Source organism: Janthinobacterium sp. EB271-G4-3-2 (assembly GCF_020858035.1).
In the GTDB taxonomy this organism is placed as follows: domain Bacteria; phylum Pseudomonadota; class Gammaproteobacteria; order Burkholderiales; family Burkholderiaceae_D; genus Janthinobacterium; species Janthinobacterium aestuarii.
This window is the reverse complement of the sequence record NZ_JACYMG010000001.1, coordinates 57,863-74,159: the sequence shown is the minus strand read 5'-3', so window position 1 is coordinate 74,159 and position 16,297 is coordinate 57,863. Positions and strand designations below refer to the sequence as shown.

Sequence of the window (16,297 nt, the reverse complement as noted above, 5' to 3'; positions counted from 1 at the left end):
TGACAGCCGCCATGAAAGCCACGGCAGCCATGCTGCTGGTGTTGATGGCCGGTTGCGCCAGCCAGCCGATGGCGCCCCTGGCGCCCAGCTTTTCCGATACGCCGCTGCCCGTGGCGCCGCGCAGCGCTGCGCAAGGCGGCGTGGGCGGCGGCGTCTTCAATCCCGACGCGGGCCTGGCCCTGACTTCCGACAGCCGCGCCTTCCGCGTCGGCGACGTCGTCACGGTGGCACTGCAGGAAACCACGCAGGCCAGCAAGAAGGCGGGCACCTCGTTCAACAAAGGCTCGTCCGTCGGCGTGCAGGCGGCCAATCTCCTCGGCAAGACCTTCCCCAAGACGGGCATCGACCTGTCGGCCGACCGCAACTTCGCCGGCGACTCGACCAGCACGCAGCAAAACGCGCTGTCCGGCGCCATCACGGTGATCGTGCAGGAAGTGTTGCCGAACGGCTTGCTGCGCGTGCAGGGCGAGAAAACCCTGACCCTGAACCAGGGCGAGGAATTCGTGCGCCTGCGCGGCTACCTGCGCGCGGCCGACATCGATTCGAACAACCAGGTGTCATCGTTGCGCATTGCCAATGCGCAGATCGCCTATTCCGGCCAGGGCACCCTGGCCGAAGCCAACAAACCAGGTTGGCTGACGCGCTTCTTCGTCGGCCCATGGATGCCGTTTTAAGGTGAGCTCATGAAATTTCGTTCCGCCCTGCCCCTGGCAGCCATGCTCGCTGCGTTGTCCGGCTTTGCCCTGCCCGCCAGCGCCGCGCAAGTGCTGCGCAACCTGGTCAGCATCGAGGGCGTGCGCGACAACCCGCTGGTCGGCTACGGCCTCGTCGTGGGCCTGAACGGCAGCGGCGACACCACCCAGGTAAAATTTTCCAGCCAGTCCGTGGTCAACATGCTCAAGCAGTTCGGCGTGAAGATGCCGGATGGCGCCGAATCGAAAAGCAAGAACGTCGCCACCGTCATGGTCAGCGCCGTATTCCCCCCGGGATACCGCCGTGGCCAGGCCATCGACGTCACCGTCTCGTCGCTGGGCGATGCGAAAAGCTTGCGCGGCGGCACCTTGCTGCTGACGCAATTGCGCGCGGCCGACAATGAAACGTATGCGCTGGCGCAAGGCAACGTCGTCGTCGGCGGCTTGAACGCCACGGGCAAGAGCGGCTCGTCCGTCACCGTCAACACGCCCACCTCGGGCCGCATCCCCAACGGCGCCAATATCGAGCGCGAAATCCTCAGCGATTTCTCGACCAAGCCGACCGTCACCCTGAACTTGCGCCACCCGCATTTCGAGACGGCCATCAATATCGTCGAAGCCGTCAACCGCCGCTTTGGCGCCGTCGCCACCACGCGCGACGCCACCAGCGTGGAAGTGCTGGCGCCGGAAAACCCGACCCAGCGCGTGGCCTTCATGGCCAAGCTGGAAGCGCTCTCCGTCGACGTCGGCGTCGACACGCCGAAAGTGGTGTTCAATTCGCGCACCGGCACCGTGGTCATTGCCGAAGGCTTGCGCGTGAAGGCGGCCGCCGTCACGCACGGCTCGCTGAAAGTGGTCATTTCCGAAAGCTCGGCAGTAAGCCAGCCGGCGCCGTTCGGCCGCGGCCAGACCACCGTCACGCCGCAATCGAAGGTGTCCGTCGACCAGGGCAACGGCAATATGTTCAAATGGCCGGCCGGCGCCAAGCTGCAGGCCATCATCGACGTCGTCAACAGTCTGGGCGCTTCGCCCGATGACATCATGGCAATTCTGCAAGCCCTGGACCAAGCCGGGGCCATCGAAGGCGAACTGGTGGTAATCTGATGCTTAATATCAACGACAGCAGCAGCGCCCTGCCCTCGGCGCTCGACGATCGCTCTCCTGCGGCCGCCACGCCGGCCGATCCCCGCTATGCGGCCAAGGCCACCGAGGCGGCCGTCAAGTTCGAAGCCTTCTTCATCTCGCACATGCTGCGCCAGATGCGTTCGGGCACGCGCGAGATGGCGGGCGAAGACAGCGTCTTCAAGGACCCGGTCAACAGCGACATGCTGGAAATGGCCGACAACCTGGTGGCCGACAAAATGGCCGGCCAGCGCGCCTTCGGCATCGCCGACGCCATCCTGCGCCAGCTGCTGCCGGCGGCCAGCGCCCCTGTGGCAGCCAAAAGCGCCGCCAAGACCGACAATATTGCAACGCCGCTTAATAAATCCGTCTGAAGTGTCGCCTGTACAAGGTAACAAGGACTCAATGCCCGCCCACCCGCACGCGCCACACTCTTCACGAAAGAAACTTGCCCAATGAGCATCATCAGCAATGCATTGTCAGGCAGCATCGCCGCCCAGGCCGCACTCAATGCGGCCAGCCAGAACATCGCCAACCTGCAAACGGCGGGCTACACGCGCCAGGGTGTGCTGTTGTCATCGCTTGGCGCCACCGCCGGCGTACGTTCGGCCGGCAATGGCGTGGAAGTGTCCGCCCTGCTGCGTTTTGCCGATGCTTATAAAAGCCAGCAAATGTGGCGCGCCGCGTCCGACCAGGGTGCCCGTTCGCAGACCCAGCCTTACCTGACCCAGCTCGAGCGCGTGATGGGCGACGATGCGTCGAGCATCAGCAATGGCATCGACGGCTTTTTCGCCGCCCTCAACGCTTCGGCCGTCGACCCGACGTCGACGCCGCTGCGCCAGCAGATCGTCACCTCCGCCGACGCCATGGCGCAGCGTTTCAACAGCATCAGCACCGTCATGGGCAACCAGTTGCTGTCGCTGCAGCAGCAACGTGCTGCGATCGTGCCGCAAGCCAATACCACCCTGGCCAATATCGCCGCGCTGAACCAGCGCATCAGCACCTCCACCGCCGCGGGCACGAATGTGTCGTCGCTGATGGATGCGCGCGACCAGCTGATCGATGGCCTGGCTGCGCAAATGGGCATCGAGGTCCTCGACCAGCCGGACGGCTCGCGCAATGTTTCGCTGAAATCGGGCCAGCCCCTAGTCATCGGCAGCCTGGCCGGTACGCTGACCAGCAGCATGACGAACACGGGCGACCAAACCCTGAGCCTCGATTTTTCCAAGTCGTCGTACACGCTCGATATGGTCGCCATCGGCGGCCAGATGGGCGGCCTGGGCGAATTCGAAAAAAACACCCTGAAACCGCTGCAGCAGTCGCTGCAAGACATGGCGACCCAGTTGACCAACAAGGTCAACGCGCAGCTGGCACTGGGGAAAACCATGGCCGGCGCCCCGGGCGGTCCCCTGCTGGCCTACGCGAATGGCAAGCTGAGCATTACCCCGGGCTTCAACGCCAAGGATCTGGCCCTGTCGCTGACGGGCGCGGCTGGCGACAGCGGCAACTTGCAGAAATTGATCGAAATCAAGAATCAACCGATCACCGTCAGCTGGGTGGGTTCCGTCCTGATGAGCGACGCGGACACGCAACTGGTCGGCAAGCTCGGTATCTACAGCCAGCAGAACCAGGCCCTGCTGAAGACGGCCAACACGGTGCGCTCGCAAGCGATCGACGACTGGAAATCCACCAGCGGCGTGAACAAGGACGAAGAAGCGATGAGCCTGGTCGAATTCCAGAATATGTATCAAGCAAACATGAAAGTCATTTCCGTGGCAAATAGCTTGTTCGACGCCACTTTGCAAATGATGGGTTAAGGAGAAGATCATGCGTGTCGCCAGTAGCCAGTACCAATCGCTGATCAATATTTCGCTTCAGCAAAATCAGGAGCGCATCAACTTCCTGACCCAGCAGATGTCCTCGGGCCTGCGCATTCAGCTGCCATCGGACGATCCGATCGGCAACGTGCGCATTTCGCGCCTGACGCGCGAACAAGCCATGGTCACCCAGTACCAGGACAATATCGCCACGGTGAAAGTGCGCCTGCTGAAGAACGAAAACTACCTGTCGAGCATGGTTACCGACATGGGCCAGGCGCGCGACCTGCTGGTGTGGGCCGCCGACGGCAGCAATACGCCCGGCGACCTGAACGCGATGACGCAATCGCTGACGGCCATGCGCGACAGCGTGCTGTACACGGCCAACTTGAAGGATCAGGAAGGCCGCTACATGTTTTCCGGCACCGCCACCGACCAGCCCGCGATCAAATACGACCCGGCGGCGGCCGTCGGCTCGCGCTACAGCTACGTCGGCAATACCGACACGCAGACCGTCGTGGTCGGCAATGGCGTGACGCAAGCGGCCAACGTCGACGTGAAGGACCTGGAAGTGTGGCTCAACAAGATCGACCAGGTCGTCGCCACCCTCGGCGCGCCGGGCGTCAACCCGAACGACCCGGCCGTGCGCGCCATCGTCAACGACGGCCTTGGCGGCACCGATGATGGCATGGATTTGCTTTCCGGCAAGATCGCCATTTTCGGCGGCGCGCAAAACATCCTCACCACGCTGTCGGGCAACCTGTCGAATGTCTCGCTGTCGAACAATTCGGCCTTGCTGGACCTGAAAAAGACCGATATGGGCGCGGCGGCCATCGAACTGACCGGCTACCAGACGGCCCTGCAGGCAACATACAAGGCATACGCCAAGGTTGGCACCCTTTCCCTGTTTGATCTTCTCTGACCATCATGCAAATCGTTCAGACCTCCTCCTCTTCCGGCGTCAATGCCAAAGGCGCCGGCACAGCCCGCGTCGTCGATGACGCATCCGCCGCCATCAACGGCAGCGCCAGTGCGCGCAGCGAGGCGCCAGCGGCGAAGAGGTCGACGGCGAGCCTGCAACGGGGCCTGAGCAACTGGGATCACCAGCTGCAGGGGGAGATTTCCAACGCGCAGCAAACACTCGACTACCTGGAACGCAGCAGCAGCCAGTTGCAAGCGCTGAAAAGCGAACTGGCGGCCAAGCTGGCCGCGCGCCAGGGCCGCGAAGGGCAAGTCGAGGCAAGAGTACGCCAGTTCAGCAATACCTGGCGCCAGCGCGCCAGCGCCTCGGGCGGCACGCTTGACGCTCAGCTCGGCTATACCAGCCCGCAAGCGGCACAGCAGAACTTCAGCATCCGCGGCCTGACCATGGCCAGCCTGCAGGAAGGTCCGCAGGAAGTGCTGGCGTTTTCCGTCGGCGGCGCGAACCAGGCCTTGCGCTCGGTCAATATCGAACCTGGCCTGAGCACGAACGAAATCGTCTCGCGCTTCGACCGCGCCTTGATGCCATCAGGCATCGGCGTCAAGCTGGGCGAGAATGGCGAACTGGTGTTCAGCACGTCGGAAGCGGCCTGGGCCAACGTACGCGACAGCCTGTCCGTGCGCGGCAGCGGCATCCGCTACCCGACCGGCCAGATGAGCCGCGTGCGCACCGATGCGGAACCGGCCGCCATCGCCCCGGAAGAATGGAATACCGGCGACGTGGAAGCCCTGCGCGCCACCTTGCAGCAAGTGGTGCAGGCGCTGGCGCAGTTGCAGGCGGCGCGCAGTTCCGTCAGCCTGGCCCTGGCGCAGGCGACGGGACGGGTTGCCCGTGCGCAACCGGTGCAAGTGAACGTCAGCATGGATACGCTGGCGGAAAACTTCACGCAAAAGGCCAGCGAACCCGGCTATGAATCGCTGCTGGCGATCAGCTCGGCATTGGTCGGCATCAGCCGCGAGCGGGTCGTCGCCCTGCTGGGTCTGGAATAACCGCTTCCCACGCGTGCGCCGCACTGGCGCACGCGGCAATAATGGGACATGCCCCTAGCTCAGGACGGTGGAAATCCGTAGGCTATGTCACCGTCAGATGTGGGAATGCGCCCAGCGTTGCCTTCAATAACGTTTCAGGGGAGCGGATGCGCCTGGCGTCGAGTATCCAGCGCCATCCCAGGTAGTTCGGCAGGTAGCGCGTCGCCACGCCATGAAACGGCCGTAGCCAATCCCGCAAACGGCTGTGATAGGCGTTGACGTTCTGCACGTGGGCGGCGCCCTGCACGCGGATGCCGGCGCGCAAGTTGACGGCCCGGTGGCTGATGCCAGTTTCCCTGGCAAAAGCCCGGTAGGCGCGATGGCCGTCGGTGACCAGCAGCACATCCTTGTCGATGACAGGCAACAAACAATGGTGCAACTGCGCCTTGGTCAGCGCTCCTTTGCCCGTGACGAAATCGAGGGTCTGTCCCGTGCGATCGCGCGCCACCAGGATGCAGACTTGCTCATTCGATATACCACGTTTAAAGGCATGACCACCACGGCGCCGCGCCGGGCGCGTCATCTGCCGCGCTCCCTTTTCCGATTCCAGCAGATATAACTCGTCGGCCTCGGCGATGCCGTGCAGGCCATGCGGCCGGTCCGTCTTTGCCAGCGATAAAAACCGGTGGCGCCAGCGAAACGTGGTGTTGCGGTGCACGCCCAGCTGTAACGCCGCCTTGCGCACGGAATCCGATGCCAGCAGACAATCGGCGTAGTCGAGCCACAGCGATTTATGGCGCAAGCGCGCCAGCGGCGTGCCGGTGAGCGCATTGAAGGTGCGCCCGCACGGCACGCAGCGGTAGCGCTGCAGTCCGTGCGCATGGCCATGCCGGTGCAGGTGAGGCGAGTGGCAGGCGGGACAGGCCAATCGCGGCTGCGCCACACTTTCCAGCAGCGCGACGGTCGCGTCGTGTGGCGCGTTGCCACGCAGCAGGGCAATGCCAGCCTGCCGCTGGCGTTGGCTCAACTGCGAAAGTTGCGCGATAAAGCTCTTCCATTCGGCTGGCCGCATGATCTGCTCCCTGCGTGATTAATATACAGAGTCAGACAGCACGGCCAAGGGAAAATTCCGGCATTCCCCTACTTGCCGATGACAGAGCCAATCCGTAAGATGCTGCTGTCGCTGGCTGATTCACCAATACGCCGGCGCATCCCGTCATCCACCTCCGGAGTTCCCTTGATAAAAACCGCCGCCCGGCTGATCAGCTATGCCCTGCTGGGCAAATCCGGCAAGCAGCCTCTCGATATCGCCAGGGTGCGCAAGGTGCTGATTTTGCGCAACGACAAGATCGGCGACATGATCGTCACGTCGGCCCTGCTGCGCGAGCTGAAAAAAAACTATCCGCACTGGCAGATCGACGTGGCCGCCAGCAGCGCCAACCGCGATGTCATCGCCGGCAACCCGCATGTGAACGAGATCCTCATTTGGGACAAGCAGCCGCTGCTGCGCGATTGGCGCACCACCATCGCCGACCTGCGCCGGCGCCGCTACGACGTCATCTTCAACCCCTACAACCGCTTTTCGATTCCCTTGCTGCTGCGTATCAAATGGCTCGGTGCGCGCTATTTGACGGGCTTTGCCATTGCCAAGTACGGCACCTCGACGGCGAAGCTGGGCATGTTCGACCATACGGTACCGTGCGACCGCAGCCGCCACATCCTGCACAGCTTTTTCGCCACCTTCGAACAATTTGGCTTGCGCGACATCGATACGCGCTATGAACTGTTCGGCGTGGACGCGCACGCGGCCCAGGTCGACGCCGCCTGCGACACCCTGCTGCGCACGCATGAGGGCTTGTTCTGCCTCAATTTCCAGGGCAGCAATGCGCAGCGCACGGTCAGCGTGGCCGACGCCCAGCGCTGCTGCGCCGCCCTGGCGGCGCGCTATCCGCGCCATGCGCTGCTGGTGATCGCCGCGCCGGGCACCGAGGCGCGCGCCGCCGAGATCGTGCGCGGCGCCGGCCATGTCAACGTGATGAGCGCGCCGCCCACCGGCCGCATCCTGGAGCTGGCGGCGCTGATACGCCGCTGCGAGCTGGTGCTGTCGCCCGACACGTCGGTGATCCACATCGCTTCGGCGTATGACAAGAAAATCGTCGGCTACTACATCCGCACCGACAACTACCGCTGGTTTTATCCGGCCAGCCGCCACTACCGCGTCATCCTGGCGCCGGGCCTGACCCTGGCCACCGTCAGCGATGCCGACACGCTGGCCGCCGTGGAACAACTGATGGAGGGTGCCGGCCCGGCGCAAGAGACAGTTCAAGCCGCCGGCTGAGACGCCAGCAGGCGATCCATCTGCCCCACCGGCAACGCGCGGGAAAAGAAGTACCCCTGCGCATAGTCGCAGCCGGCGGCGCGCAGCAGATCGCGCTGCGACGCCGTCTCCACGCCTTCGGCCACGACTTTCAAGCCCAGGCGCTGCGCCAGGGCAATGATCGCTTCGCACAAGCCCTGCCCGGCGCCATCGCCTCCCAGTTCGCCGACCAGCGAACGGTCGATCTTGAGAAAATCGATATCGGCCTTCTGTATGCACGCGAGCGACACCTGGCCGCTGCCGAAATCGTCGAGCGCCAGCGCCAGGCCCATGGCGCGGAACTGGCGCAGCCGGTCGACCACCTGGCGCGCTTCGTCGAGCAGCACCGCTTCCGTGGTTTCGATGACGATGGCGCCCGGCGCCAGGCCCTGGCGCGCCAGATGCCCGCCCCAGTCCTGGTACAGCGCGGCGTCGCAGCGAAATTCCACGGCCGACTTGTTGATGCTGATCTGGAACGCGGTGCCATGCTCGTCCTGCCACTGCCGCGCCTGGCGCACGACCTGGCGAAACACCCACTCGCCGATATCGATGATCAGGCCGTTCGCCTCGGCAAAGCCGATGAAATCGGCCGGTGCCAGCAAGCCGCGCAGCGGATGGCGCCAGCGCAACAGCGCCTCGGCCCGCTCGATGCTGCCATCGCACAGGCGGATGATGGGCTGGTAATGGACTTCGAACTGCTCCTGCGCCAGCGCCAGGCGCATCTCGCGCACCGTGCTGCGGCGCAATTCGGCCGCCTGCTGCAATGCCGGCGTGAAATAACTGTAGCCGTTGCGCCCCGCACTCTTGGCAGCATACATGGCCTGGTCGGCATGCCGCAGCAAGGTGTCCGGCGACTCGGCGTCGGCCGGATACAGGGCCACGCCCACGCTGGCCGACACTTGCGCCGTGTCGCCGTCGAGCACGAACGGCAGGGCCAGCGCGGCCGTCAATTCCTGCAGCACGCGCTCGATGCCGCCCAGCTGCCCCACGCCTGCGAGGATGACGGTGAACTCGTCGCCGCCCAGGCGCGCGACCGTGTCGGTGGCGCGCACGCGCTCGCTGATGCGCCGCGCCGCCTGACGCAGCAGCATGTCGCCCTTCTCGTGGCCGAGGCTGTCATTCACCTGCTTGAAATGGTCGAGGTCGATGAACAGCAGGGCCAGGCAAGCGCCCTCGCGTTTGGCATGGGCCGCCTCGTGCTGCAAGCGGTCGAGAAACATGTGGCGGTTCGGCAAGCCCGTCAGCTGGTCGAAATTGGCTTGCCGCCAGATGCGCTCGGACGCGGCGCGCTGCGCCGTGATGTCGCTGACCAGCGCCAGCGCCCCCAGGTAGGTGCCGCTGGAATCGAAGATGGGATTGGTGGCCAGGGTGGCCCACAAGGTGCTGCCGTCGCGCCGCAGGAACTTGAATTCGTGGCGCTCGACGATGCCGTCCTGGCGCCGCGCGATGTTGCGCTCGAGGATGGCGCGCCCCTCCTCATCCATGAAGGCCGCCAGCGGCTGGCCCAGCATATCCTCGATCTGGCAATCGAGCATGTGCGCCATCTTCGGATTGACAAAGCTGGTCAGTGCCTGCGCATCGATTTCCCAGATGCCTTCCTCGGCGCTGTGCACGATGCGCCGGAAGCGCTCTTCGCTGCGTTCGAGCGCGGCCAGCTTGCCCTCAGCCTGCTCGATCACCAGGCGCAGCGCCTGGCCGTTCGGGTCGGCGCTGCCCAGCAGGCTGACGGGCAAGCCCGCCTCGCGCACGCCGGGACGCGGCGGGGGCAGTTGCACCTGCAGCTGGATGCGCTCGGGCTCGCTGCTATTGAGCACGCGTTCCACGAACTGTTCGTAATCGCGGCGGAACGCCTCGTGCACAAAAGAACGGAACAGCACGTGGCCGGGACGCCCGCGCGCCAGGCCGAACAGTTCGGCCGCCACCAGGTTGACCTGCAGGATCACGCCATCGAGGCCCAGCACGAAATAGGCGACGGGCGCCAGCAGGTATAAATCGTTGAAATACGCTTGTTCGCGTTCGGCCTTCATCCGTTCCGGACTGAAGACGCCATCGTCAAGCAGGGGCGCGACATGCCGCGGCACGCCGTCGTGGCCGGGCGGGGAGGAATCCAGAGCAGGTACCGCTTGCGGTGGTGTATCCATGGCTGTCCTTGGCACGGCCGCCCTGGAAAACAGGTGGGTGCAGTAGCGAGACTAGCACGCGCCGTGCACAGTGTCGAGCGATGCCTGCCGGTATGCCACTTTCGCCACAAACGGTCAGAACAGCTACGCCGCCAGCGCAGCGGCGCGCGAGCGGCCATGCGTGAGCGCATGCCAGCCGGCACGCAAGGCAAGCAGGCAGGCGTCGGCGAACATGGCGGCGCCACCGTTGAGACGCCGGCGCAATACGTGGGCCGCCATGCGATAGCGGCCGGAACCATACAACTGCTTGATCAACCTGCGCACGGCGGACGCATGCATGATGGCATCGTCGCACAGGAGCAGGTAATCGCGCAGCGCCAGGTCGTCCAGCACCCGGCCAAAGTTGAAAAAACCATGGAAACCGAACGTGGGACCGGTGGGATCAACACATTCGAAGGCAAAGTTGGAGGCCAGGCCGGCATCGGCAAAGCGCACGCCAAAATCCTCGCGCAACCGGTCGCCATGCAACTCACAGATCGCATAGTCCTCGGGATGGACTTGCGTGATGGCCAGCTGCGGCAAGACCTCATACAGGCGCCGCGATCGCAAGGAAAAGCCGCCATTGCCGACGGCCACCGGGCGATGCGACCACGGTGCGCCTATGTAATCGCAGTCCAGAAAAGCGTTCTGCCATTGGCGCGTATCCACGATGAAACTGTCCCACTGCATGATGAGCACATGCGTGCCGCTGAAATGGGCGCCCAGCTCATGCACCATGAATGCCGAATACGCCTCCACGCTCTCGATGGGGGCGATCAGCACCTGGCGTATATGCGGGGGCAAGTCATGCAGGCGGGAGGTGAACAGCAGGCATTCCTTGAAATCGGCGCCGGCCAGGCAGCGCTCGATGGCAAAGCTGGCCAGCTCGGGATAACGCGTTTCCACGCACACCAGGCTGATGTCGCGGAGGTCCAGTTTGTCACTATGCATCGCAGGCTTTTCAATCGGACGGTAGGCGGAAGGCATGCCAGGCGCGGGCATGGCATATTTTGCAACGCCAGCATGATACAGCGCAAACGCAAGCGCGACAAGTGGCATGGCCGCCCAGCTCCACCGCCGCGAGAACGCTTCAGCGGCCCATGCGGTGCCGGCGCAAGCCGAAATCATGGCCGACCACCAGCAAAGTACTGGCCACCAGGCTCGACAGCCCCACGATCAGCTGGATCAGCTTATCGTCGGGCAAGACCCACAAGGACGAGTCCGGCGCCTCGCAGCCCGTGGCCGCGCTGATCAGCGGCGACACCCAGGCCGCGTCCGGCGTCACGTCGAGCACGACGGCGCCGTCGGCGCTCGTCTGCATATAGATATCGCCGCCTTCGGCCAGGGTAAAGCAGATACCCACGCCCGTTTCCGTGGCGCGGATATTGTCCTGCATGCTGCGGTTATGTTCCTCGATCCACACTTCCACGTCGTACGGCGTTTCCAGGTGTTCCCACGGACGGGGGCGGAAGCGGGGACGTTCTTCCGGGCTGGCGGAGGTATCGGGGATGTTGCTGTCTGCTGCGCCTTGCATGCTCGTTGACCTTTTCTGCGGTGATGCGGCGGGACCGGTTGCCCGCCAGCCGCCATTATCGCTCGTTCGCGGTGCGCATGGTATTCCCCTGCTGAATTCATCAGAAAAACTGACAGCTATTAACTTTTAACATCAGCATGACTGACTTAAAATATGCGCCATCTCTTCTTTACAGGCTTTACATGCAAGGCATCAAACGCAAAATCGTCTACGTCACCGCCTTTGAAATCATCGGCATGGCCATTTCCACGGCCTGGCTGACCCTGCTTTCGGGCGAGTCGCCCACCAGCACGGGCCCGCTGGCGATCATGATCACCACCATCGCCGTGATCTGGAACCTGCTCTACAACACGGCGTTCGAATACTGGGAAATCCGCCAGGTGTCGCGCACGCGCACGGTCTGGCGCCGCATCCTGCACGCGATCGGCTTCCAGATCACCTTGGTCATCTACCTGATCCCGCTGATCGCCTGGTGGCTCGATATCAGCTTGTGGCAAGCCTTCGTGCTGGACTTCGCGCTGATGCTGATCATCCCGTGCTACAGCTTCATCTTCAACTACTTCTTTGACGGCCTGTTCGGCGTGCCCCTGTCGGCGCAGCAGCCGAAGGAAGAGCCCAGCGACATTCAGGCCGCTTCGCTGAGCAACTGAAGAAAGGACCGCGCCGCCATGCCCAGCGGCCGGTCCTTCATCCACACGAGGTGGATGGGCACGACCAGGCCATTGCCCGTATTCTTGAATGCCACGCGGCGCACCCGTCCCGCCGCCAGCGAATCCTTGATGGCCGAGGCGGCAAAGTTGCCCCAGCCCAGTCCCGCTTCCACCATCGATAACGCCATCGGCAAACTGTCCGTGCGCCAATAGGACAGCCCCACCACAGGGCGCGCATCGGCCAGATCGAGTTCGCGGCTGGCCACGATGATCTGGCGCAAATTCACCAATTCCTCGATATACAAGGGGCGCCCCGCCGCGTCGGGCGGATGCTGGGTGGAGATAATCGCCAGCAAGGCATCGCTGCCCACCAGCTGAAACTGTTCTTCGTGATTGATGCGCCCGCCAGCAAAAGCCATGCAGGCGCTGATGCGGCCCCGGTGCAGCATGTCGAGCACATCGTCCTGCGGCGCCGTCAGCACTTCGATGTCGAGCAGCGGATGACGCTGCGACAGCGCGCGCACGGCGGCCAGGAAGGGCGCATGGTCGAGCTCGGCCGCGATGCCCAGCGAAATGCGGCTTTCCAGTCCCTGCGACAATTCCTGCACGTGCAGGTGCAACTGCTTCAACTGCTCGGCGATCAGGCGCGCATGCGGGATCAGCGCCGTGGCGGCCGGCGTGGGCACTGCTTCGCGCGCGCCCCGGTCGAACAGGGCGATGCCCAGTTCCGCCTCGATATTGGCCATCGCCATGCTGACGGCCGATGGCGCCCGCCGCAAGGTGCGCGCGGCGGCCGAGAACGAACCGCCGTCGACGACGGCCAGGAACAGTTCGATGTTATGGCTGGACAGTTTCATGGGGAAAGTAGAAAGTGCGGTGGAAAGTGCGGCACTTTTGCGCGCAAGGGCGGTCAAAAGGAAAAACCATGGGAGGACGCGCATGCGCCATCGCCTACCTTACCGCCGCAGCGGCTATGTCTCGGACTTTACCCGCTTTATCGACGGCTATCTGCAAATGCACCCGGAAGTACTGGAAAACCAGCGCCGCGGCTGGCGCATCTGGTGGGAACGCCCGGCCAAGCTGCGCGAACTGGAACTGATCCACGCCGACAGCGTGCCGGAGCCGCCCTACCATTACGACTAATCAAAAACGCCTGACAAAACCGTAGCGAGCGGCAGTGATTTGTGGCCGAGAAGCGCAGCTGTGCTATAGCACAGCGAGCATCGCAAGCCGCAAAGCGCGCCGCGCAGTAGGTTTGGTCAGGTGTTTAACCTTTCCAGGTGCGCTGGAGGCCCGTATCCGCATGAATCCAGCCGCCACGCGGGCCATTGCGGTAATAAAAGCCCACGCCGCCCTGCTTGAAGCTGCGCACGAGCGAACCGAGCACTTCCGCGTTCAGATTCGCCACGCGGATGTCGGCGGCGCGGCCCGAGATATGCAGCGACTGGCGCGCGGCCGGCACGCCCGCTTCGCGCAGGCGGCTGTTCGACTCGGCCGTGCGGTAACCCGACAGGATCTCCAGCGGCTGCTCGATGCCGTAACGGGCCACGAACGCTTGCGTGCCCCACAGGGTTTCCAGCAGTTTCGGGTCGATCGGCGCCGTCTTCTTGCCGTTCACGTCGCGCAGCAAGTGGCACAGTTCCTGGTAGGCAGAATCGATGACTTCGCCATCTTTCCAGTACAGCAGCTTGGCCTTTTCATTGCTGGCCGGGCGCACCACTTCCAGGGTGCGGGGCTTGAGCCAGAATTCCAGGTCCAGCGCCTGCGCGTCGAAGATGTCGGGAGGCGGTTCCATCTCGGTGATGGCCTGGCGCGACTGCGACGTGATCGAGCGGTCGACGCTGGCCAGTTGCGTCGGCTGCGGTGGCACGGCCGTGCGCGGCGCGCGCGGCTTGGCGCTGGCCGAAGCCGACGCGGGGGCGGCCGTGCGCGAGGCGCAGCCGATGAGAGGGGTGGCTACCAGACCCAGCGCGGCCAGGCCCATACCGTGATGTAGAAAATTTCTGCGCGATGCCATAGTCAGTCCAATTTAACGATGGGAATACTATAGCGTATTGTGCCGTGAAGAAAAACCCTCCAATGCCTATCGTGTCGCCCTCATTTCAAGACATTTTGCGTCAGGCGGCAGCCGCGACGGACGCGACGCCCCCTTTCGCCTGTGCCAGCGCCGTCAAAGGCTTGTCGAGCAGATAACCCTGGGTCACGATGGGCAAGCCTGTGGCGGCGCCAATGCGCTGCAGCGCGGCCAGCGCCGCCGGCGTATCGAGGCGCTTGAAGATGACGCGGATCTTCGCCGCATGGCACAGAGTAACGAAGCTGGCGACGGCCTGCTCGTCGCTGAGATTGCCCGCATCGAGCTTGAACGCATGCGGGTGCAAGCGCTCCAGCATGCCTGTTGCTTCCTGCACGCTGGCCACGTTGATGGCCAGGCGGAAGCCGTTGCGCCGGTAATTGTCGGCCACGTAGTTGAGCAGCCAGCCCTGGTTCGGCGTGACCGTCGGCAATTGCAGCACGATGCGCTCGATGGGCAAGCCCAGCGCGTCGAGAATGCGCTGGAAGGCGTGGCCGTGATTGCTGCTGACAGCGCTCAACAGGCGGTCATGCACGTTCAGGTACAGGTCCGACTGCTCCGCTTCGCTCTGGCGAAAGAAATTGATCGCGTGCAGCATGCGGCACAGCCGGTCCAGCTCCACGGATTCATCGTCGCTGGCCGCATGGTCGAGCAAGCGCCACAGCGACAAGCCCTCGTCCGCCTTCGACACGCTGCGCGCCAGGCCCTCGAACGCCACCAGCTTGCCACTGCCCAGTTCGCGCAGCGGCTGGAAGGCGCTCGTCATGGTGCAATTGAAAAAGCGCCCCAGCGCCCTGCCCTCCCCGTCGAGCCAGACGCTGGTGCCGGCCTGGGTTTGGTGCGACAGGCGGGCCAGGTAATTTTTCAGGACGGGAAATGGCATACGTGCTCCTTCATCGGGCTGCGCCGGCTGCCCTCGTGGGGAAGACGGCGCCAAAGTGTGCAGACTAAGGCAGCGCCAAGCAAAGGAGAACGAATGGTTTCGCCATTTGATATGCGCCCAGCACATAAGGGATGCGATGGCCAGCGCATAACGATAGTCGGAAACATTCGTTCCCGCGCCCGGCCTCCGCCTTTACTGTGGACGTGTACCGATACCATCAGGAAGGGCCGCCATGTGCCAGTTACTCGCAATGAACAGCAGCAAGCCGGCAGCGCTGGGATTTTCCTTTGCCGGCTTTGCGGAACGGGGCGGACGCACGGACGAGCACCGCGACGGCTGGGGCATCGCCTATCATTCCCGTAGCGGCTGCACCTTGCTGACCGATCACCTGGCGGCCATCGATTCACCGCTGGCGGCCCGGGTGCAGCAGCATCCCGTGAAGGCGAAAAACATCGTCGCGCACATCCGAAAAGCCACGCAGGGCCGCATCGCGCCGGAAAACACCCACCCGTTCGCCCGAGAACTGTGGGGCAAGACCTGGTCGTTTGCCCACAATGGGGACTTGAAAACGTGGCGCGCGCCCACCAATGCGCACTACCGCGCCAGCGGCGACACGGACAGCGAACAGGCGTTTTGCCACTTGCTGGCCCGCTTGCGCGCGCAGTTTCCCCTCGGCGAACCCGCGCGCGCCGACCTGCGGGCCGCCATAGCCGAGGTCGCCACGGACATCGCCGCGCACGGCACCTTCAATTTCATCCTCTCGGACGGCGAACTGCTGTTTGCCCACTGTTCCACGCATTTGCACTATGTGATACGCGAATATCCATTTTCCGTGGCGCAACTGATCGACTGCGAGCGCAGCATCGATTTTCGCCAGCATAATCACCTGGATGACCGCATCGCCGTCATCGCCACGCATCCGCTGACGCAAAACGAGGACTGGCTGGCCTTCGCGCCCGGCGAACTGAAACTGTTTGCGAACGGCACCTTGCTGCCGGCAAACGATGCCGCGCCACAAGGCGTGTATATCCAGATCAGTTACTGAAGGGAGTTATTCAAAGGG

General features: G+C 63.8%; 17 protein-coding genes. 10 read left to right on the top strand and 7 right to left on the bottom strand.

Features of this window, described 5'->3' with window-relative positions:
* Positions 1-11 precede the first annotated feature (11 nt).
* From flgH to IGS55_RS00285, 6 genes are all read left to right on the top strand, one after another.
* A complete protein-coding gene (gene flgH / locus IGS55_RS00310; RefSeq protein ID WP_230518686.1) occupies positions 12-674 on the top strand; it encodes a flagellar basal body L-ring protein FlgH in 663 nt (220 codons plus the stop codon).
* Between the two features lie 9 nt (positions 675-683).
* A complete protein-coding gene (locus tag IGS55_RS00305; RefSeq protein ID WP_034757769.1) occupies positions 684-1,796 on the top strand; it encodes a flagellar basal body P-ring protein FlgI in 1,113 nt (370 codons plus the stop codon).
* Positions 1,796-2,188: a rod-binding protein gene (locus IGS55_RS00300; protein WP_230518687.1), complete on the top strand. Its 393-nt coding sequence runs from the start codon at positions 1,796-1,798 to the stop codon at positions 2,186-2,188. Before IGS55_RS00305 ends, IGS55_RS00300 begins: the two co-directional genes overlap by 1 nt.
* 81 nt (positions 2,189-2,269) lie before the next feature.
* The gene (gene flgK / locus IGS55_RS00295) at positions 2,270-3,631 is read left to right on the top strand and encodes a flagellar hook-associated protein FlgK (RefSeq protein ID WP_230518688.1); all 1,362 of its coding nucleotides are present in this window, start codon (positions 2,270-2,272) and stop codon (positions 3,629-3,631) included.
* 10 nt (positions 3,632-3,641) lie between these two features.
* On the top strand, positions 3,642-4,553 hold the full coding sequence (gene flgL / locus IGS55_RS00290; RefSeq protein WP_128139632.1) for a flagellar hook-associated protein FlgL: 912 nt from the start codon (positions 3,642-3,644) through the stop codon (positions 4,551-4,553).
* A gap of 5 nt (positions 4,554-4,558) precedes the next feature.
* Positions 4,559-5,602 (top strand): hypothetical protein, encoded by a 1,044-nt coding sequence (locus tag IGS55_RS00285; RefSeq protein WP_230518689.1) that lies wholly within the window; start codon positions 4,559-4,561, stop codon positions 5,600-5,602.
* Between the two features lie 82 nt (positions 5,603-5,684).
* Here IGS55_RS00285 and IGS55_RS00280 read toward each other — a convergent pair whose 3' ends face one another.
* Entirely contained in the window at positions 5,685-6,653 is a 969-nt protein-coding gene (locus IGS55_RS00280; protein ID WP_230518690.1) for an IS1595 family transposase, read from the bottom strand.
* Between the two features lie 165 nt (positions 6,654-6,818).
* On the opposite strand from IGS55_RS00280, the gene IGS55_RS00275 reads away from it, so the two are divergent.
* Positions 6,819-7,919, top strand: a complete 1,101-nt coding sequence (locus IGS55_RS00275) for a glycosyltransferase family 9 protein (RefSeq protein WP_230518691.1) — start codon at positions 6,819-6,821, stop codon at positions 7,917-7,919.
* Here IGS55_RS00275 and IGS55_RS00270 read toward each other — a convergent pair.
* The 3 genes from IGS55_RS00270 to IGS55_RS00260 form a co-directional block, all read right to left on the bottom strand.
* Positions 7,904-10,078: a putative bifunctional diguanylate cyclase/phosphodiesterase gene (locus IGS55_RS00270; protein WP_329958158.1), complete on the bottom strand. Its 2,175-nt coding sequence runs from the start codon at positions 10,076-10,078 to the stop codon at positions 7,904-7,906. The genes IGS55_RS00275 and IGS55_RS00270 overlap by 16 nt on opposite strands.
* A gap of 123 nt (positions 10,079-10,201) precedes the next feature.
* The gene (locus tag IGS55_RS00265) at positions 10,202-11,047 is read right to left on the bottom strand and encodes a DUF5672 family protein (protein ID WP_230518692.1); all 846 of its coding nucleotides are present in this window, start codon (positions 11,045-11,047) and stop codon (positions 10,202-10,204) included.
* A gap of 139 nt (positions 11,048-11,186) precedes the next feature.
* Positions 11,187-11,630, bottom strand: a complete 444-nt coding sequence (locus IGS55_RS00260) for a hypothetical protein (RefSeq protein ID WP_230518693.1) — start codon at positions 11,628-11,630, stop codon at positions 11,187-11,189.
* 182 nt (positions 11,631-11,812) lie between these two features.
* Between IGS55_RS00260 and IGS55_RS00255 the strand changes: the two genes are divergently transcribed.
* Entirely contained in the window at positions 11,813-12,280 is a 468-nt protein-coding gene (locus tag IGS55_RS00255) for a PACE efflux transporter (RefSeq protein WP_230518694.1), read from the top strand.
* Here the strand turns inward: IGS55_RS00255 and IGS55_RS00250 are convergent.
* Positions 12,256-13,137, bottom strand: a complete 882-nt coding sequence (locus IGS55_RS00250; protein WP_230518695.1) for a LysR family transcriptional regulator — start codon at positions 13,135-13,137, stop codon at positions 12,256-12,258. The genes IGS55_RS00255 and IGS55_RS00250 overlap by 25 nt on opposite strands.
* 82 nt (positions 13,138-13,219) lie before the next feature.
* Between IGS55_RS00250 and IGS55_RS00245 the strand changes: the two genes are divergently transcribed.
* A complete protein-coding gene (locus tag IGS55_RS00245) occupies positions 13,220-13,423 on the top strand; it encodes a DUF3460 family protein (RefSeq protein WP_230518696.1) in 204 nt (67 codons plus the stop codon).
* Positions 13,424-13,547: 124 nt separating this feature from the next.
* Here the strand turns inward: IGS55_RS00245 and IGS55_RS00240 are convergent, their stop codons facing one another.
* Complete coding sequence (locus tag IGS55_RS00240; RefSeq protein WP_436481138.1) at positions 13,548-14,297, bottom strand: YcbK family protein; 750 nt, start codon at positions 14,295-14,297, stop codon at positions 13,548-13,550.
* Positions 14,298-14,397: 100 nt separating this feature from the next.
* Positions 14,398-15,234, bottom strand: a complete 837-nt coding sequence (locus IGS55_RS00235; RefSeq protein WP_230518697.1) for an EAL domain-containing protein — start codon at positions 15,232-15,234, stop codon at positions 14,398-14,400.
* A 232-nt stretch (positions 15,235-15,466) separates the two neighbouring features.
* Between IGS55_RS00235 and IGS55_RS00230 the strand changes: the two genes are divergently transcribed.
* Positions 15,467-16,279, top strand: a complete 813-nt coding sequence (locus IGS55_RS00230; RefSeq protein ID WP_230518698.1) for a class II glutamine amidotransferase — start codon at positions 15,467-15,469, stop codon at positions 16,277-16,279.
* Positions 16,280-16,297 lie beyond the last annotated feature (18 nt).

Excerpts from the sequence above, each read along its gene's own strand:
- IGS55_RS00305 (WP_034757769.1), top strand. The coding sequence starts at position 684 with ATGAAATTTCGTTCCGCCCTGCCCCTGGCAGCCATGCTCGCTGCGTTG.
- IGS55_RS00250 (WP_230518695.1), bottom strand. The coding sequence starts at position 13,137 with ATGAAACTGTCCAGCCATAACATCGAACTGTTCCTGGCCGTCGTCGAC.
- IGS55_RS00285 (WP_230518689.1), top strand. The coding sequence starts at position 4,559 with ATGCAAATCGTTCAGACCTCCTCCTCTTCCGGCGTCAATGCCAAAGGC.
- flgH (WP_230518686.1), top strand. The coding sequence starts at position 12 with ATGAAAGCCACGGCAGCCATGCTGCTGGTGTTGATGGCCGGTTGCGCC.
- IGS55_RS00245 (WP_230518696.1), top strand. The coding sequence starts at position 13,220 with ATGCGCCATCGCCTACCTTACCGCCGCAGCGGCTATGTCTCGGACTTT.
- IGS55_RS00265 (WP_230518692.1), bottom strand. The coding sequence starts at position 11,047 with ATGCATAGTGACAAACTGGACCTCCGCGACATCAGCCTGGTGTGCGTG.
- flgK (WP_230518688.1), top strand. The coding sequence starts at position 2,270 with ATGAGCATCATCAGCAATGCATTGTCAGGCAGCATCGCCGCCCAGGCC.
- flgL (WP_128139632.1), top strand. The coding sequence starts at position 3,642 with ATGCGTGTCGCCAGTAGCCAGTACCAATCGCTGATCAATATTTCGCTT.
- IGS55_RS00230 (WP_230518698.1), top strand. The coding sequence starts at position 15,467 with ATGTGCCAGTTACTCGCAATGAACAGCAGCAAGCCGGCAGCGCTGGGA.
- IGS55_RS00300 (WP_230518687.1), top strand. The coding sequence starts at position 1,796 with ATGCTTAATATCAACGACAGCAGCAGCGCCCTGCCCTCGGCGCTCGAC.
- IGS55_RS00270 (WP_329958158.1), bottom strand. The coding sequence starts at position 10,078 with ATGGATACACCACCGCAAGCGGTACCTGCTCTGGATTCCTCCCCGCCC.
- IGS55_RS00260 (WP_230518693.1), bottom strand. The coding sequence starts at position 11,630 with ATGCAAGGCGCAGCAGACAGCAACATCCCCGATACCTCCGCCAGCCCG.
- IGS55_RS00240 (WP_436481138.1), bottom strand. The coding sequence starts at position 14,297 with ATGGCATCGCGCAGAAATTTTCTACATCACGGTATGGGCCTGGCCGCG.
- IGS55_RS00280 (WP_230518690.1), bottom strand. The coding sequence starts at position 6,653 with ATGCGGCCAGCCGAATGGAAGAGCTTTATCGCGCAACTTTCGCAGTTG.
- IGS55_RS00235 (WP_230518697.1), bottom strand. The coding sequence starts at position 15,234 with ATGCCATTTCCCGTCCTGAAAAATTACCTGGCCCGCCTGTCGCACCAA.
- IGS55_RS00255 (WP_230518694.1), top strand. The coding sequence starts at position 11,813 with ATGCAAGGCATCAAACGCAAAATCGTCTACGTCACCGCCTTTGAAATC.